The sequence below is a fragment of the Sphingobium sp. L-44 genome (assembly GCF_056859495.1).
Window position 1 is genome coordinate 45,969 of record NZ_JBSXOQ010000096.1, and the last position, 18,025, is coordinate 63,993.

Genomic DNA, 18,025 nt, shown 5'->3' on the forward strand with positions numbered 1-18,025 from the left:
CCGGCAGGACGGCCCCGGCTCACCCCCTTAGAAGCGGAAGCGACCACCCAGCAGGAAGCGACGGTCCAGTTCCTGCGCGTACCACAGGTTGCTCTTGTCGCGGCCATAGGTGCGGATGTCGCTCTCGGTCAGGTTGATCGCCTCGAACGAGACGGCAAACTGTTCCGACACATCCCAGCTGATGTTGAGATCGAGCTGGCCGAACGGGCGCACGAACACCGGGTTGCGATCGCCGCCGCCACGGTTGGCCGACTGCAGGAACTTGTCGCGCCAGTTATAGGCGAGACGCGCCGACAGGCCGTTCTTGTCATAGATCAGCGTGGCGTTGGCGGTATCCGACAGGCCGACCAGCGCGAACTGGTCCTCGCTCGGATCGGCGCCGACATCGATGCCCACGTCACCCCGGACCAGCGTATAGGCCGCCGACACACCGAAACCGGTATTGCCGAAGAAATGCTGGGCCGCGAGTTCGAAGCCCCAGATCTTGCCCTGCCGGTTGTTGATCGGCTGCGTGACCTCGAAATCGTAGAGCGGGTCATTGGCGTCCGGCGTCAGGTCGACTTCGGTCAGCACCTGGTCGATGAAGGCCTGGCTGAGCGCCCCGTTCGAATAGTTCGCCTGGAACTGCTGCGACGCGGCATCGATATTGCCCTGCTGCTGCAGCAATGCCGTCATCGTGAACAGGTTGACGTCGCTCGGGTCAGCCCCCAGCCGCTTGAGTTCAGCCAGTGCCGTGCCCGATCGCGATCCCGCCGCGCCCGAACTGACATCGCGCAGCCCGAACAGGTTGCGCGTCGTCTGGCCGGTGCCGACGAAATTCTGCACCCGCTTTTCGAACACGCCCGCCGAAATATAGCTCGACGGCTTGTAATACCATTCGAACGACAGATCGAGATTGTCGGAAATCAGCGGTGACAGGCGAGCATTGCCGGTCGAGCCAGTGGCAAAGCCACCGAGCGCGATCGGGCGCGGCGGCGTGCCGACCGAGCTTGCCACGAACAGATTGCCATAATCGGGCCGGGCAATGGTCTTGCTGAACGAGAAGCGACCGATGAAATTCTTCGCCAGCTCGATCTGGAAGTCCATCGCGGGCAGGAAGTTGTTGTAATTGCCGCTGTCCGAAACCGGCTGGACCTCATCCGACACCACCAGAGTGAAGTCGTTGTCCGACACCCAGTTGATCGCCTGCGGCACCGCCACCAGCGATGTCGAACGCACCTTGGTCCGTTCATAGCGCGCGCCGACCACCAGCGATGCCGGACGGCCCGCCAGTTCGCCCTTCCAGGTCAATTGGCCATAGGCGGACCAGATATCCTCCTTGACCCGGTTATCCTCCTGCTGGGTGATGCCGATCGCATTGCCGCGCTGGGCATAATAAGGCGACAGCGCATTATAGAGGTCGACGGCGCTGCCCTGGAAGGCGGTCAGCGTCGCGCCCTGGCCCTTGGCATCGAAATTGTCGAACTTGCAGACCAGGCAATATTCCTGCAGCACACCCGGCGCGACCGATGCGATATCGCCAACATTGCTGATGCCCCAGTCGCCCAGCGTCTGCTGCGTCTGGGTGCGGGTCTGGCGCATCTTGGACGTGCGGTAATTGGCGCCGACATCGAAGCGGCTGCCGCCATCATCCAGTTCCCAGCCCAGGTCGGCGCGGATCTCGTTGAGCCGCTGGCGCTGGGCCGAGGACACGGTGCGGCCCATCTGCGACCCCAGATCACCCAGATCCAGCACGCCATTGCCATTGCCGCGCAGGGCATCGTTGATGGTGATCGACTGGACCGGGATGACGCCGCTGAAATCGGCCGACTGCGACGCCACGATCGGCGCGCCCAGGCCCACCAGCGTCGAGCTGACGCCATTGGGATTGTCCGGCGAGCTTTGCGCCAGGCCGGTATGGCCGTCGATCGACAGGGTGACGCGGTCGTTAATCTCCCACTTCGCGTTCAGGCCATAATCCTGCAGCCGGTTGCGCACGCCGCGTTCGGCCTGTTCAAACGCCGCGTCCTTCACGCCGGCAATATTCTCCTGCAGATAGCTGGTCGTGGCGACCACCGGATTGCCGTCAAACTCCACCTGGGCGAAGGGCCGGTTGAACCAGTTGCCCTGGCTGGCGCGCTGTTCCCGCTGCTTGTTCTGGGCGAACAAAGCGTCGGCGGTGAAGGTCAGCGTCTCGGTCGGGCGGAATTGCATGACCGCCGATCCGTTGATGCGCTCGCGCGAACCCTGCGAATAATAATAGCTGCTGTCATTGGGCACCGACACCAGGGTGTTGGGGTCGGTCGGCGCGTTGCTGATCTGGGTATTGGCGTTGACGAAGCCGTTGGCCGGATCGGCGAACTGGCTGTAACGGCGGATGTTCCAGTTGTTGACGGTCGCGCCGCGGGTCGAGAAATTGCGCTTCTGATAGCTGCCGAAGATCGAAACGCCGAACACTTCATTCTCGTCGCGCCAGCTCAGCAGGCCCGATGCTTCGGGCGTGATCTTGGCCGGATCGCTCAGGCTCTTCTCGACGCTGGTGTCATAGAGCGCCTTGACGCCGATCGTGCCGCTGAAGCCCGCCTCGCGCGCGTCGAGCGGCTTGCGTGTGACGACGTTGATCGACGCGCCGATGCCGCCCGACGGGATCGCCGCGCGACCGGTCTTGTAGACTTCCAGCGTGCTGACGCCTTCCGACGCCAGATTGCCGAAGTCGAAGGAGCGGCTGGTGCCCGACGAATAATCGGCATTCTGGTCGCCGCCGACGGAGGTGACATTGGCCGATGGCAGCGCGCGCCCGTTCAGCGTCACCAGGTTGAAGCCGCCGCCAAAGCCGCGGACCGTGACCTGCGACCCTTCGCCATTGACGCGGTCGATCGACACACCGGTGATACGCTGCAGCGATTCCGCCAGGTTGGTGTCGGGGAATTTGCCGATATCTTCGGCCGAAATGGCATCGACCACGCCGCTCGAATTGCGCTTGATGTCGATCGCGCGATCAAGGCTGGCACGCACGCCGGTGACGATGATGTCGGCTTCGGCATTCTGGACGGCTGCGTCCTGCGCCTGCGCCACCGTTGGTGTAACGCTATACGTTAGCGCTATCAGAGACGCGCAACGCATGAATCTGGAATATGGTAAGCCCATTTCAGAATCCTCCCTTTTTTAACAGCTCGCCCACATCGAGCCTTATTGGACGTTCATGCTAGCCTAATGGCCAGCGTTGTCAATTATGATGCTATGATCGGTTAAAGTCCCTAAGGGTTTGATTTACAGATTTATATTTTACTGAAAATAATGGTTTTTTATGTTTTATTGTGCATTGCAAAAATATTCTACCGATGCGCATTTTTTGACTAGACCAATTCTGCGGGACAATAGCGGCGCAGGAATTCGCGATGACTGGGCATCTCCGCCACGACCCCGGCAATGTCCTTGCGCATCCGCGCCAGTTCCTCGCGCAGCTGCGGTTCGGGCATCATCGCCGCGACATGATGATAGCCGCGCGGGTGCATGCCCTGACCCAGCAGCACCGATGACCAGCTGTCGACGCGGAACAGCTCATGCCCCAATTGATAGGCACGGCCATTTTCCTGCCACAGCGCCAGCCTTTCCTTCAGGCTGTCGGGTATCTCCATCGTCCGGCAATGATCCCAGAAGGGGGAATCATCGCGCTGGGTCACATGATAGTGAAGGATGATGAAGTCGCGGATATTCTCGAATTCCAGCCGTGACTTGCGGTTGAAATGGTCGAGCAGCGCGTCGTCGAACCCGTGGAAGGGGAAATCCTCGATCAGCCGCGTCACCGCCGCCATCATCAGGTGGATGCTGGTCGATTCGAGCGGCTCGATGAAGCCACCGGCCAGTCCCAGGCCAACGCAGTTCTTGTGCCAGGCCCTGATCCGCGTGCCGGTCTTGAACCGCACCAGCCACGGGTCGATGATCGGCTCCCCCTCAATCTCCGCCAGCAGCCGGGCATGGGCTTCGTCGTCGGACATGAAATCGCTGGCGAAGACGAAGCCGTTGCCGTCGCGATGCTGCAACGGAATGCGCCAGCGCCAGCCCGCCTCATGCGCGATCGCCGAAGTATAGGGCTGGGCCGGGCCGTCGGAGGTGGACTGGACCGCGACCGCACGGTCGGTGCGGATCCACTGGCCCCAATCCTCGAAGCCGACGCCCAGCGCCTCGCCCAACAGCAACGATCGAAAACCGGTGCAATCGATGAACAGGTCACCCTCGATCCGCGTGCCCGATTCCAGCATCAGTGCCGCGATATGGCCGCTCTCGGGCGCCAGTTCGACATTGCGGATCTTGCCTTCGACCCGCTTCACCCCCGCCGGCTCGGCCAGGCTGCGCAGGAAGCGGGCATAGCGCGCGGCGTCGATATGATAGGCATAGCTGGGCGCGACCGAGCTGCTGAGCGACATGCGATTGGCCTCGCCCGCCACCCACTCCAGGCAATATTCACCCAGCTCGCCGCCAAAGCCCTGCGCCCTGGCATGCAGCCAGAAATGATGGAAATCGGCCATCCAGCTCCATTGCAGCCCGATCGTGCCAAACGGGTGGATATAGCGGTCGCCGACCTGCCCCCAATTTTTGAACTCGATGCCCAGCTTCACCGTCGCCTGCGCCTCGGCCATGAAGCGGTCTTCGCGAATCTTCATCAACTGGTGGAAGCCGCGGAAGGTCGGCACGGTGGATTCGCCCACGCCGATCGTGCCGATCGCGTCGGATTCGACGAGCGTGATGTCGATCAGCGGTCCCAGATGGCGGACCAGCGCGGTCGCCGTCACCCAGCCGGCAGTGCCCCCGCCGGCAACGACAACCCGCTTCACTACCCGGTCGGACGTCGGAAAATCTGCATGCATGTCGGTCATTCCAGCGGAAGGGAAAACAGGATGTGGCACTGCATCGGTCAAGCAGCACCGGGCGTGACGACGGCGCGCGCGGCGGGGTCATCGTTCGGCCCATCGGCAATCGGGCCGCCCAGCCCCTTCCGGCGCGCCAGCCGGTCGATCGCCGGAACCGTCATCATCGTCGTCACGATCGTCATCAGCGCCAGCATCGCGAACAGTTCCGGCCCGATAATGCCGCGCTGCAGGCCGATATTGATGACCAGCAATTCCATCAGCCCGCGCGCATTCATCAGCGCGCCGACGGCGAGCGCGGTGACATTGTCCTGCCCGGTCAGCCGCGCCGCTGCCCAGCAGGCGCCCCCTTTGGCCAGGATCGATGCCGCCAGGATCGCCAGCGCGACCAGCGCCAGCGACAGGATGCTCACCATCGTCACCTGCGTATTGAGGCCGGAGATGGTGAAGAAGATCGGCACCAGCAGACCGATGGTCATCGGTTCCAGCCTGCGGGCCAGCCCCTGCGACAGGATGCCGCGCGGCATCGCCACCCCCAGCAGGAAGCCGCCGAACACGGCATGCAGCCCGGCCATGTCCATCGCCCAGGCGCAACCGCCGAACAGCAGCAGCACGACCAGCAGCATGGCCGGCGTGACCCGCCCTTCCCGCTCCGCCCAGCGAGCCAGCGGCGCCAGCAGCCTACTGCCCAGGAACAGCATGACGATCGCGAACAGCCCGCCGCCGCCCAGCGCCCGGACCGCGATCATCCCGTCCGCGCCGATGCAGGCGAGCAGGATCGCCAGGATCGACCAGGCGATCGCATCGTCGATCGCCCCGGCCGACAGCGCCAGCGCGGCCAGCGGCGTGCCGCCCAGCCCCCGTTCGCGGATGATCCGCGCCAGCACGGGAAAGGCGGTGATGGAAATGGCGACGCCGATGAACAGGGTCGCCTCGAACCGCGTGACCGTCGGCCCGAACAGCCCCATGGCCGACAGCCAGGGGGTCAGCGCCACCGCGCCCAGGAAGGGCACGATGATGCCGCACAGCGAAACCGCAACGGCGCTGCCCGCCTGAAGATGGAAATGCGCGCTGCGAAAGCCGAGGCCGACCAGGAACATGTAGAGGCCGATGCCGGCCTGCGCGACAAATTGCAGCAGCGGCCGGGTCTCGATCGGGAAGAGCAGCGCCTGGGCCTGCGGCGCCAGCCAGCCAAGCAGCGAGGGACCAAGCAGGATGCCCGCGATCATGTCGCCGATCACCCGTGGCTGGTGCAGGAACCGGCCGACCAGCCAGCCGGACAGGCGACAGGCGCCAAGAATGACGACCATCTGCACCGCCAACGCCGCGCCGACATGGACCAGATCCATGCACCCCTCCTTGCCCCTGTCCGGTGCATGGGAATCCCCGTTCCCCGCATCCGACGCGCCGGACAATGGCAGGATGGCGCCGGGGGACAAGTGTTTTTCGCACCCCGCCGCAAAAAATGGGAGCGCTACCCCCGATCGCGCCGGATCGCGGCCAGATCATCGGGCCGGTTGATATTGGGCAGGACCAGCCCCGGCAGCGTCACGGCGCGCGCACCAATCCGCGCCAGCCATCCCCGGATCGACCGGTTATTATCCTCCGCCAGATGCGCGTCCAGCTCGGGCGCCAGCGCGGCCGGCCACCAGCCGAGCAGCTGCTGCCCATCGAGGATCGCCGCCCGCTCGCCGATCAGCAGCGCGGGCAGGTCGGCCGGATAGAAGGGCATGTCGCAGCCGCTGGTCAGCACCCCGTCAAAGCCGTGGGCCTGGGCATGATGCAGCGCGGCGTTGAGGCCGCCCAGCGGCCCCATGTCCGGCTCCGGCCGGTCGGGCAGGCTGAGATAGGCTTCCTCGGTCCGGCCGCAGATCGCGATCGCGGCGACATGGGGAGAGAGCGCGTCAATCGCATGGTCGATCAGCCGCCGGCCGTCGAGCAGCGCCGCCGCCTTGTCGCTGCCGAAGCGGGTCGCGCGTCCGCCCGCCATTATCGCCCCCAACAGCCTGGCCATGCCCGCCCCTCCTGCCGATCCGGTCCCGTCTGCTTTGACATTGGCAGGGCACAGGGGCAAGGGTTCGCGCCGATGGCAGGCGCGCGCCGCGCGCCGCGCGCCGCCCCTTCCCGGCGAGACCCCGATGCATCTGCATGATTTCGATATCGACCTGTTCCTGCGCGACTATTGGCAGCAAAAGCCGCTGCTGATCCGCAATCCCTGGGCGCAATGGAGCAATCCGCTGGCGCCCGAGGAACTGGCGGGCCTCGCCTGCGAGGAGGGCGTCGAGTCGCGGCTGGTGGTGCAGGCGGACGGCGACTGGAAAATGGAACAGGGGCCGCTGGCGGAGGATCGCTTCGCCGCGCTCGGCGCCAGCCCCTGGACCCTGCTGGTGCAGGCGGTCGATCATCAGGTGCCCGATGTCGCGGCGCTGATCGCCCCGTTCCGCTTCATCCCCGACTGGCGGATCGACGATGTCATGGTCAGCTATGCCAGCGACGGCGGCGGCGTCGGCCCGCATTTCGATCAATATGACGTCTTCCTGATCCAGGGCGCGGGCCGCCGCCGCTGGCGCATCGGCCAGATGTGCGACGATAGCAGCCCGCTGCGCCCCCATGCCGATCTGCGCCTGCTGGCCGAATTCGACGCGACCGACGAATGGGTGCTGGAACCCGGCGACATCCTCTATGTCCCGCCCGGCATCGCCCATGATGGCGTCGCGGTGGGCGCCGACTGCATGACCTATTCGGTCGGCTTCCGCGCGCCGGCGCGCAGCGAACTGATCGAGGGCTGGACCGATCGCCTGCTCGAAGGGCTGGGGGAGGATGACCGCTATGCCGACCCCGCTTTGGCGCGCCAGGCCAATCCCGGCGAGATCGCGCCAGCCGCATTGGCCCGGTTGCAGGCGATGGTGCTGGAGCAATTGGGCGATTCCGCCGGCTTTGCCCGCTGGTTCGGCGAATATAGCAGCACCCGCAAATATCCCGAGATTGACTGGGCACCCGAGGAAGCGATCGACCCGGCATCCATGCAGGCGCTGGTAGCGGAAGGCGCACCCCTGCGCCGCAATCCGGCCAGCCGCTTCGCCTTCGTCCGGGCGGAAGACGCCATAACGTTGTTCGTCGATGGCGCATCGCATGACTGCACCGGCGCCAGCGCGGCGCTGGCGCAGCAATTGTGCGCGGACGACGCGCTGGAGCTTGATCCGGCGCTGGCCGACGACGATGTGGCGATCGCCCTGCTGGTGCTGCTCCATAATCAGGGCAGCATCGCGTTCGAGGATGAGGAGGACGACGCGTGGGACGACTGATCCTCCTCAACAAGCCCTATGGCGTGCTGTGCCAGTTCAGCGACGAGCGCACCGGCCCGCCGCGCCCGACCCTGGCCGATTATGTCGACCAGCCCGGCGTCTATCCCGCCGGCCGGCTCGACCTCGACAGCGAGGGGCTGTTGCTGCTGACCGATGATGGCCGGTTGCAGGCGCGCATCGCCGACCCGCGCTTCAAGATGCCCAAAACCTATCTGGTCCAGGTGGAGGGCGACCCCGACGATGCGCCGCTGGCGGCGCTGCGGCGCGGCGTGCAACTGAAGGACGGCATGACCCTGCCGGCGGAGGTCGAGCGGATCGACGATCCCGCGCTGTGGCCGCGCGACCCGCCGGTGCGCTTCCGCAAGAGCGTGCCCGATTGCTGGCTGCGCCTCACCATCCGCGAAGGCCGCAATCGCCAGGTCCGCCGCATGACCGCGGCGGTCGGCCTGCCGACCCTGCGCCTGGTCCGCTGGCGCATTGGCGACTGGACGATCGACGACATTGCGCCGGGCACATGGCGGGAGGCGCCGGCGATCCTGCGCCAGGGCAGATAGAGAACGCCTCTCCCGAAGTTCACAGTGTAAACGGGCTTTTAGGGCCTTTTGCGCCGGTTTTGCCTCTGCGACGCGCCGGTCACGCGCGGGAAACGCGTCACCTCCAACAGGGGGCGGGTCCGCGCACCGCGCCCGGATCGCCCCCGCCGCGCGCCGCCGAAGCGACGCCCACGCACCGGTTGCGCGCCGGGCAGGCGCCGGATGGAGAAGGTGGGTTGGTGAGGAACAGCGCTGTCGCATCGCCAAGGGTAGACCAGAGACAGGGCGAATAGGAAAGCGGTGGGCGATGACGGCCACGCGCGCGACCGGATCGCGTCCGGCGCGACATTGCTGGGGATGAGCGGAAGCGACTATCTCCCGTCATTGATGGCTGACGGCCCAATGCTGCCCTCTCCATCGTCGTCATCCCGGACTTGATCCGGGATCCATTCAGCAATCCCTATCTGGCGCAGTGCAGAATGGATCCTGACTGTCGTCAGGATGACGCCTGTGGGGATTGGCAGGCTTCGAGCAGAAGCGGCTGTTCCCTACTCCCCTCCCTTCCAGGGAGGGGCCGGGGGTGGGTGCGCTGCGTAGCGGCGGTCTACGATCGATAGGGCAGAAGCTCGCTACGCTCGCAACCCACCCCAACCCCTCCCTGGAAGGGAGGGGCTATGCCTTGTTCCAACCCCCTATCACCCCTCCCGTTCGCGCGCCTTGACCTTGCGGACCTCGGCGAGTTGGCCCATCAAAATCGTCAGCGCATCGCGCTCCGTCTGTGGCAGATCCCTGGTCTCGAAATGGCGGATCAGCACTTCGAGCGCATCGCCGATCCGGCCGATCTGCCGGCCATAGCTGCCGACCTCGTTCAGCACCGTGCGCTCTATGTCGGGGCGTGCCGTCTGGCCGAGCGCGATATTGATGAGGCCGACCTGACCACCGCTCTGCGTCCAGGTCAGGGGATTGATCGCCTGCCACAGTCGTTCGGGGGCCAAAGCCATGCTGAAGGGGGCCACACTAAAGGGTTCCATGCCGTGCTCCTTGTCGGGGAAGGATGACGGAGGCGAAGCCTGCCATGGGCGCCGCATCGGGGCAAGATGCTGTCCTACAGCAGCCCGCTTTGCTATTCTTGCCACCCGGTTCCCGACTTTTCGATAGGATCGGCGGGGCGCAAGAAAATGTCAGAATGTGCGGGAAATATGCGAAGTTAAGCGGATCATCTCCAACAAGGGGCGCTTTTGCGTGGCCGGCCGGATGGTCGCGCCACTGGATTGCCGCCCGTCATGCCCTAAATAGCGACAAATGCCCCCAGCCACGCCCGATTCCACGCCCCTTCCGCCCGCCTGGGCCACGCTGCGGCGCTTCATCCCCTATCTCTGGCCGGCCGATGCGCCGGCGCTGCGTCGCCGCGTCGCGGTGGCGCTGGCGCTGGTCGCGCTGGCCAAGGTCGTCACCCTCTCCATGCCCTTTGCCTATAAGGGCGCGATCGACCGGATGGCGCCGGGGCTGGAACCGGCCGCCGGCCTCGCCATGGCGCTGGTCGTCGCCTATGCCGGCGCGCGCTTTGGCGGCGTGTTGTTCGACAATCTGCGCAACGCCATTTTCGAGAAGGTCGGGCAGGAAGCGGGCCGGCGCCTGGCCGACGACGTCTTCGTCCATCTCCACCGCCTGTCGCTGCGCTTCCATCTCGACCGGCGCACCGGCGCCGTCACCAAGATCGTCGAGCGCGGCACGAAAAGCATCGACACGATGCTCTATTTCCTGCTGTTCAACATCGCGCCGACGGTGCTGGAACTGCTTGCCGTCTGCGCCATCTTCCTGGTGAAGTTCGGCCCCGGCCTGGTCGCCGCGACGCTGGTCATGGTCGCCCTCTATATCTGGTTCACCCGGCTCGTCACCGAATGGCGCAACCAGCTGCGCCGCGACATGGTGGACATGGACACCAGCGCCGTCGCCCATGCCGTCGACAGCCTGCTGAATTTCGAGACGGTCAAATATTTCGGTGCGGAGGAGCGCGAGGCGCGGCGCTACGGCACCGCCATGCGCCGCTATGCCAAGGCGGCGGTAAAATCGGAAAACAGCCTCGCCTGGCTCAATATCGGCCAGTCGCTGATCACCAACCTGATGATGGGCGGAGCGATGGCCTATACCGTCTGGGGCTGGAGCCGGGGGCAATTCTCGACCGGCGACGTGGTGCTGGTGAATACGCTGTTGTCGCAGCTGTTCCGCCCGCTCGACCTGCTCGGCATGGTCTATCGCACCATCCGCCAGGGCCTGATCGACATGGAGGCGATGTACAAGCTGATCGATACCGAGACGGAGGTGGCGGACGCGCCCGGCGCCCCGGCGCTGCAGGTGGCGGGCGGCGCGGTTCGCTTCGACGCTGTCCGCTTCGGTTATGATCCCGAGCGCGAAATCCTCCATGGCGTCAGCTTCGCGGTGCCGGCGGGCAAGACGCTCGCCATCGTCGGCCCATCGGGCGCGGGCAAGTCGACCATCGCCCGCATCCTGTTCCGCTTCTACGATATCCAGGGCGGCACCGTGTCGATCGACGGGCAGGATATCGCCGCCGTGACGCAGGCATCGCTGCGCGCCGCGATCGGCATCGTGCCGCAGGACATGGTCCTGTTCAACGACACGGTCGGCTATAATATCGGCTATGGCCGCGAAGGCGCGCGCCAGGATGAAATCGAGGCCGCAGCCAAGGCGGCGTCGATCCATGATTTCATCATGAGCCTGCCCCAGGGCTATGACACCCGCGTCGGCGAGCGTGGCCTCAAGCTGTCGGGCGGCGAGAAACAGCGCGTCGCCATCGCCCGCACCCTGCTGAAAGACCCACCGCTACTGGTGCTGGACGAAGCGACCAGCGCGCTCGACAGTCGCACCGAGACCGAAATCCAGACCGTGCTGCGCGACATCAGCCGCAAGCGCACGACATTGGTGGTGGCCCATCGCCTGTCGACCGTGGTCGATGCCGACGAGATCATCGTGCTGGACGGCGGCCGCATCGTCGAGCGTGGCCGCCATGCCGATCTGGTCCGCGCCGACGGTCTCTACGCCACCATGTGGGCGCGCCAGGCGACCGAACGCGACGACATGCCCGAAGAGCCGGGGATCGAGGACATGTTCGAGGTCGCCCCGCAATAAATGGTCAGCACTCGCTGATCTGCGCCAGGGGATCGAGCCGGGCCTGCCAGCCCAGCCGGTCCAGTTCGGGCGTGTCGGCGACCGCTTCGGGATGGCCCAGGCACAGCAGGGCGGCGAAGGTCCAGTCGTCGGGCACCGCCAGCGTCCGCGCGACGAAGGCCGGGTCGAGGATCGACACCCAGCCGAGCGCCAGCCCACGCGCCCGTGCGGCCAGCCACAGCGTGTGGATCGCCAGCACCACCGAATGGAGGCGGGTCTGCGGCATGGTCGCCGCGCCCAGCCCCGCGCCGGCCGATGTCGCATCGTCGCAGAAGACCGCGATGATCTCCGGCGCCTCGCCCAGCCCGTGCAGCTTCAGCGCGCGATAGGCATCATGCCGGGTCGCGTCGGCGATCTGGCTGGTGGCGCGCTCGCGTTCGGCATCGACATGATCGGCCAATGCCGCGCGCAGCGCCGGCGTCCTTACCCGGACGAAGCGCCAAGGCTGGCTGTTGCCGACCGAGGGCGCCAGTTGCGCCAGCGTCAGCAGTTCCAGCACCATCGCCTCGTCCAGCGGATCGGTGCGGAAATGGCGCACATCGCGGCGCCAGGTGAGCAACTCCGTCAGCGTCACGCAGAAATCGGGATTAAAGGCCTGCATCAATATTCGATGCCGGCCTGCGCCTTCACCCCGCTGCGGAAGGGATGCTTGATCATGGTCATTTCGGTTACCAGATCGGCCGCCTCGATCAGCGCCTCAGGCGCGTTGCGGCCGGTGACGACGACATGTTTCATCGCGTCCTTGCCGGTCAACACCGACAGCACCTCGTCCAGCGGCAGATAATCGTAGCGCAGCACGATGTTGAGTTCATCGGCCAGCACCAGGGCATAATCGGGGTCGGCGACCATGCGCTTCACCTCGTCCCACGCCTCGCGCGCCAGCGCGATGTCGCGACTGCGATCCTGGGTGTTCCAGGTGAAGCCCTCGCCCATCGGCTTGAACTCGACCTGTGCGGGAAAGGCATCGAACACCGCCTTTTCGCCGGTGGTCATCGCGCCTTTTACGAACTGGACCACGCCGACCTTCTTGCCATGACCGATCATGCGCACGACCATGCCCAGCGCCGCCGTGGTCTTGCCCTTGCCCTTGCCGGTATGGACGATCAGCAGGCCCTTTTCCTGGGTCTTGGTCGCCATGATCTTGTCATGGGCGGCCTGCTTCTTCTTCATCTTTTCCGCATGCTGTTCGTCGGTGCGTTCGACCATCATCACTCTCCTGCAAGCTGGGCGAGCAGCATGCCCGCGCTGTTCGATCTGGGTTTCCACAGGCCGCGTTCTAGCGCCTCGGCCAGCCGGGCGGCGGTCTCGCGCAGGGCGGCGGGATTGGCGTCGGCCATGAAGGCGCGCACGGCCTCATCCTCGATGAAGGCAGCATGGACGGCGTCGAAATGATGGTCGCGTACCGCATGGGTGGTGGCGGCGAAGGCGAAGAGATAGTCGACCGAGGCGGCGATCTCGAACGCGCCCTTATAGCCATGGCGCATGACGCCAGCGATCCATTTGGGGTTGGTGACGCGGGCGCGCACGATGCGGCCGATCTCATCCTCCAGCGTGCGGATCACCGGCCGCTCCGGGCGGCTATGGTCGTTATGATAGATGAGCGGCCGGGTGCCTTTCAGATGTTCGATGGCGGCGGCGATGCCTCCTTCGAACTGATAATAATCGTCGCTGTCGAGCAGGTCATGCTCGCGATTATCCTGGTTCTGGACAACCGCGTCGGCCTGGGCCAGGCGGGTGGCGAACAGGCTGCGTTCGCTGTCGCCCTCCACCCCCGCGCCATAGGCATAGCCGCCCCAGTCGAGATAGACGTTCGCCAGATCGGCGCGGCTGTGCCAGATCTTCTCGTCGATCATCGCCTGCAGTCCCGCGCCATAGGCGCCGGGTTTCGATCCGAACACGCGGGCACCAGCGCGGCGCGCGGCCTCCGCCGCATCGGCACCATCCGCCACCAGCGCTGCCTGTTCGGCACGATGCCGGGCGGCGGCGGGATTATCCTCGTCCGGCTCATCCAGCGCCATCACCGCACGGGCGGCGCTGTCGATCAGGTCGATCTGTTCGGGGAAGGCGTCGCGGAAGAAGCCGGAGACGCGCAACGTCACGTCCACGCGCGGTCGGCCCAACTCGGCCAGGGTCATCATATCGAAGCCGACGACCCGCCCCGAACTCCATTCCCAGCGCGGCCGCACCCCCATCAGCGCCAGTGCCTGCGCAATATCATCGCCGCCGGTGCGCATGTTCGCCGTGCCCCAGGCGGACAGGGCGATGGCGCGGGGATAGTCGCCCTCGCGCTGGAGATAATCGTCGACCAGCAATTGCGCCGATCTCTGCCCCAGATCCCAGGCGACGGCGGTCGGCACCGCGCGGGTATCGACCGAAAAGAAATTGCGTCCGGTCGGCAGCACGTCGGGCCGGCCGCGCGTCGGCGCGCCCGAAGGTCCGGGCAGCACGAACCGTCCGTCAAGCCCGGCCAGCAGCGCCGCCGCCTCACGCGGGCCACAGGCGTCGACGCGCGGCGCCAGATCATCCGCGATCGCCGCCAGTACCGCGGCGCTGGCCGGGCCGACCGACGCCGCGCCATCGACCAGCGCCGCCGCCAGCAGTTCCAGCCGCTCGACCATGTCGCCATGGGTGCGCCAGGCATCTGTGGATAAGTCCGCCAATGCCGCCGGACGCGCCCCCTGCCACGGCGCCCCCAGCACGCAATCGAGCGGATCGAAGCCGAGCCTCAGATCATCGGCCAGCGCGCGCAGCAAGGACGCCTGCCCCGGATGATCGAGCCCGCGCGGCGTGCGCGCCAGCGCGATCAGCAGATCGCGGCGCAGCCGCCCCTGCGGCGAGGCGGTGAAGACATGCAGCCCGTCGCGGATCTGCAATTCCTTCAGCTCGCACAGATAATTGTCGATCGCGGCAAGCGCGTCGTCATCGTCGCCAGCGGCCCCCGCATCCTTGTCCAGCCCCTGGCTGCGGGCGAGGTCGATGATATCGCGGCGCAGCCGGTCGAGCCGGCGCGGGTCCATGCCGGCGGCAAGATAATATTCGTCCACCAGCGCTTCCAGCTGCTTGAGCGGCCCATAGCTTTCCGCCCGCGTCAGCGGCGGGGTCAGATGGTCGAGGATGACGGCGCCGATGCGGCGCTTGGCCTGTGTCCCCTCGCCCGGATCATTGACGATGAAGGGATAGAGTTGCGGCACCGGCCCGGCGCAGATTTCGGGGAAGCAATCGGCCGAGAGCGACACCGCCTTGCCCGGCAGCCATTCCAGATTGCCATGCTTGCCGACATGGACCAGCGCCTGCGCGCCGAAGTCCTGCGCCAGCCAGACATGGAAGGCGAGATAGGCGTGGGGCGGCGGCAGCGCGGGGTCATGATAGCTGCTCTTGGGATCGATATTATAGCCGCGCGCCGGCTGCACCGCGATCGCGACATGACCGAAGCGATGGACGGCGAGGCAAAAGGCGCCGTCGCGCACGAAGGGATCGGCCTCGGGCGCGCCCCAGCGATCGACCATGGCGTCCCGCGCGCTGTCCGGCAGAGCGGCAAGGGCGGCGCGATAGGCATCGAGCGACAGGCTGACCTCGCCCGGTCGGTCGATCGACGCCCGGTCATTGGTGACGCCGCCGGTCATCAGCCGCATCAGTGCAGCGCCATCGCGCGGGGCGTCGCCGATCGCATAGCCGGCCTCGCCCAATTTGCGCAGGATCGCGGCGGCGCTGGCCGGCGTGTCGAGGCCGACGCCATTGCCGATCCGCCCATCGCGATTGGGATAATTGGCCAGCACCAGCGCGACCCGGCGCTCGGCCGGCGCGGTGCGGCGCAGCGCCGCCCAGTTGCGCGCCAGATCGGCGACGAAGGCGACCCGGTCGGGTGCCACGCGTGGCACGATGATGCCGCACTGGGTTCGCGCGTCGAACCGTTCGGCCGCCTTGAAGGCGACGGCGCGGGTGAAGAGGCGCCCGTCCACTTCGGGCAGGGCGACATTCATCGCCAGGTCGCGCGGACCAAGGCCACGGGCGGACCCGCGCCAGCTGCCTTCCTCGACCCCGGCAAAGGCGGTCTGCAGGATCGGGCAATCGGCCTGCTCCAATATGCCCGGCACGCGCGGTTCGGACGAAGAGGAGGCGGCGAAGCTCGTCGCATTGACGATGATGTCGGGCGCGATGTCGGCCAGCAGCCCGCCGAGCCAGTCGCGCACGAAGGGTTCGCGCAGCGCGCGGACATGGACGGCGGCGACATTGAAGCCGCGCGCGCCAAGCGCTGCGACCATCGCATCGACCGCGCTCAGCGTGCCGGCCACCACCAAGGCGCGATAGAAGATCAGCAGCGCCACCGGCCGCCCCTCGACCCAGGTCGCGCGCAATTCGGCCACGCCGGGTCGGTCATGGCCGGGCAGATAGAGGCCCGCGTCGGCGATCGGCAGCGGATGGTCTGGCTCGCCCGCATCCGCGCCGATCAGCCGCGCGGCGCAGCGCAGGAAGGACAAAGCATTGGCGGTGCCGCCCTGGCGCAGATAGTCCCGCAACTGCTCGCGCATCGCCGCCGGCACGGTGGAAGCACGATCCAGCGCCGGATCGCCCTCCCGCCCGTCGGCGATCGCGGCGAAGGCGATGCCCCGCTCGCGCGCGACCTGCGCAATCTCGTCCACGCCATAGGGCCAGTAGCTCTTGCCACCGAGCAGGATGACGCAGACGAAGCGCGCCTTGGCGATCACCTTCTCGACATAGAGGTCGACCGAATAGGGATGTTTGAGCTGCAGCAGATTGGCCAGCCGCACGCTCGGCGCGTCATCGGGCAGGCGCGCGGCGGCAGCGGCGAAACAGGCCAGGTCGCTGTCCGCCACGGTCAGGATGACGATGTCGCCGGGCGGCTGATCGAGGTCGATCGCCTCCTCGCCGTCGCTGATCGTTCCCGGCGTGGCGGACAGAAGATGCATCAGCCGAGCACGGCCTGGATGTCGGCCTCGATCGCGGCGCGGTCCAGCCCCTTCTGGCCGATCACCACCAGCTGGGTGCGGCGCGCTTCCTGCGGCTGCCAGGGATGGTCGAAGAAATGCTGGATGCGCGGGCCAACCGCCTGCACGACGAGGCGCATCGGCTTGCCCGCGACCGCGACCATGCCCTTGATGCGCAGCACGTCATGGGTGGCGATCAGCGCGGACAGCGCCTCCACCAGCGTATCGGGATCGGCAACGGCATCGCCGCCGACGACGAAGCTGTCGAAATCATCATGGTCATGATCCTCACCCTCCGCCTCATGGTGCGAGGGCCGGGCGTCGAGATCATCCTCCGCCGCCGCGACGATGCCCAGCAGCGCGCCGATATCGACCGCACCATGGGCAGCGCGGACGATCTTCACGCCGGGCCGCGTTTCGGCATCGACCTGCGCCTCGACCGCGGCCAGCGTGTCGGCATCGACCAGGTCGCTCTTGTTCAGCACCACCATGTCGGCGCAGGCGAGCTGATCCTCGAACAATTCCTCCAGCGGGCTGTCATGGTCCAGATTGGGGTCGGCGGCGCGCGCCGCGGCCAGGGCGGCCTCGTCCGTGGCAAAACGGCCGGCGGCGACCGCATCGGCGTCGATCAGCGCGACGACGCCGTCCACCGTGGCGCGGGTGCGGATGTCGGGCCACTGGAACGCCTTGACCAGCGGCTTGGGCAGGGCCAGGCCCGAGGTTTCGATGATGATATGGTCGGGCGGGCTCGGCCGGTCGAGCAGCGCGGTCATGGTCGGCAGGAAATCGTCGGCCACGGTGCAGCAGATGCAGCCATTGGCCAGCTCGACAATATCCTCTTCGGGGCAGGCGGCGTCGTTGCAGCCCTTCACCAGTTCGCCGTCGACGCCGACATCGCCAAATTCGTTGATGATGAGGGCGAGCCGGCGCCCCTTCGCATTTTCCAGCAGATGGCGGATCAGCGTGGTCTTGCCCGCGCCCAGGAAGCCGGTGATGACGGTGGTCGGAATCTTGGCAGATGCAGTGTTGGCCATGACAAATACTCGCGCGCCGGAGCAACCGGGGCGGGAGCGAACCGGGCGCGCGCGCACGGCCGGCCAGCATCGCGGACGGGCGCTTGTTCGCCCGCAGATGCGTGACCGCGCGGCTCCAGCCGCCAACCTGTCGCTCAGACGGAACACCGTGCCCCGGCCATCCCCTGGACCAAA

Annotated in this window: 12 protein-coding genes; 3 read left to right on the forward strand and 9 right to left on the reverse strand. The window is 66.5% G+C overall.

The window, feature by feature from the left end; translation table 11 throughout:
- Positions 1–27: 27 nt before the first annotated feature.
- The 4 genes from AC13EK_RS14145 to mobA all read right to left on the reverse strand — a co-directional run bounded on the left by AC13EK_RS14145 (position 28) and on the right by mobA (position 6,861).
- Entirely contained in the window at positions 28–3,102 is a 3,075-nt protein-coding gene (locus AC13EK_RS14145) for a TonB-dependent receptor (protein WP_081331652.1), read from the reverse strand.
- A gap of 233 nt (positions 3,103–3,335) precedes the next feature.
- Positions 3,336–4,847 (reverse strand): tryptophan halogenase family protein, encoded by a 1,512-nt coding sequence (locus AC13EK_RS14150; protein ID WP_069336599.1) that lies wholly within the window; start codon positions 4,845–4,847, stop codon positions 3,336–3,338.
- Positions 4,848–4,894: 47 nt separating this feature from the next.
- Positions 4,895–6,196, reverse strand: coding sequence for a cation:proton antiporter (locus AC13EK_RS14155; protein ID WP_069336595.1), 1,302 nt, complete (start codon positions 6,194–6,196; stop codon positions 4,895–4,897).
- 125 nt (positions 6,197–6,321) lie between these two features.
- On the reverse strand, positions 6,322–6,861 hold the full coding sequence (gene mobA / locus AC13EK_RS14160; protein WP_069336596.1) for a molybdenum cofactor guanylyltransferase: 540 nt from the start codon (positions 6,859–6,861) through the stop codon (positions 6,322–6,324).
- A 124-nt stretch (positions 6,862–6,985) separates the two neighbouring features.
- Here mobA and AC13EK_RS14165 point away from each other — a divergent pair, with 124 nt between their 5' ends.
- Together AC13EK_RS14165 and AC13EK_RS14170 are read left to right on the forward strand one after the other, a co-directional pair.
- On the forward strand, positions 6,986–8,152 hold the full coding sequence (locus AC13EK_RS14165) for a cupin domain-containing protein (protein ID WP_069336600.1): 1,167 nt from the start codon (positions 6,986–6,988) through the stop codon (positions 8,150–8,152).
- Positions 8,140–8,706 (forward strand): pseudouridine synthase, encoded by a 567-nt coding sequence (locus tag AC13EK_RS14170; protein ID WP_010336407.1) that lies wholly within the window; start codon positions 8,140–8,142, stop codon positions 8,704–8,706. The genes AC13EK_RS14165 and AC13EK_RS14170 overlap by 13 nt, the downstream gene beginning before the upstream one ends.
- Positions 8,707–9,380: 674 nt before the next feature.
- Here the strand turns inward: AC13EK_RS14170 and AC13EK_RS14175 are convergent.
- Positions 9,381–9,716, reverse strand: a complete 336-nt coding sequence (locus AC13EK_RS14175; protein WP_069337600.1) for a hypothetical protein — start codon at positions 9,714–9,716, stop codon at positions 9,381–9,383.
- A gap of 271 nt (positions 9,717–9,987) precedes the next feature.
- On the opposite strand from AC13EK_RS14175, the gene AC13EK_RS14180 reads away from it, so the two are divergent.
- Positions 9,988–11,832, forward strand: a complete 1,845-nt coding sequence (locus tag AC13EK_RS14180; RefSeq protein ID WP_069337601.1) for an ABCB family ABC transporter ATP-binding protein/permease — start codon at positions 9,988–9,990, stop codon at positions 11,830–11,832.
- Positions 11,833–11,836: 4 nt separating this feature from the next.
- Here AC13EK_RS14180 and bluB read toward each other — a convergent pair whose 3' ends face one another.
- The 4 genes from bluB to cobW are packed head-to-tail and all read right to left on the reverse strand — an operon-like array spanning position 11,837 to position 17,851.
- A complete protein-coding gene (gene bluB, locus AC13EK_RS14185; RefSeq protein ID WP_069337602.1) occupies positions 11,837–12,472 on the reverse strand; it encodes a 5,6-dimethylbenzimidazole synthase in 636 nt (211 codons plus the stop codon).
- Positions 12,472–13,077 (reverse strand): cob(I)yrinic acid a,c-diamide adenosyltransferase, encoded by a 606-nt coding sequence (cobO, locus tag AC13EK_RS14190; RefSeq protein WP_069337603.1) that lies wholly within the window; start codon positions 13,075–13,077, stop codon positions 12,472–12,474. The genes bluB and cobO overlap by 1 nt, the downstream gene beginning before the upstream one ends.
- 2 nt (positions 13,078–13,079) lie before the next feature.
- Entirely contained in the window at positions 13,080–16,799 is a 3,720-nt protein-coding gene (cobN, locus tag AC13EK_RS14195) for a cobaltochelatase subunit CobN (RefSeq protein WP_277788064.1), read from the reverse strand.
- A complete protein-coding gene (gene cobW, locus AC13EK_RS14200) occupies positions 16,799–17,851 on the reverse strand; it encodes a cobalamin biosynthesis protein CobW (RefSeq protein WP_069337605.1) in 1,053 nt (350 codons plus the stop codon). The genes cobN and cobW overlap by 1 nt, the downstream gene beginning before the upstream one ends.
- Between the last annotated feature and the right edge of the window lie 174 nt (positions 17,852–18,025).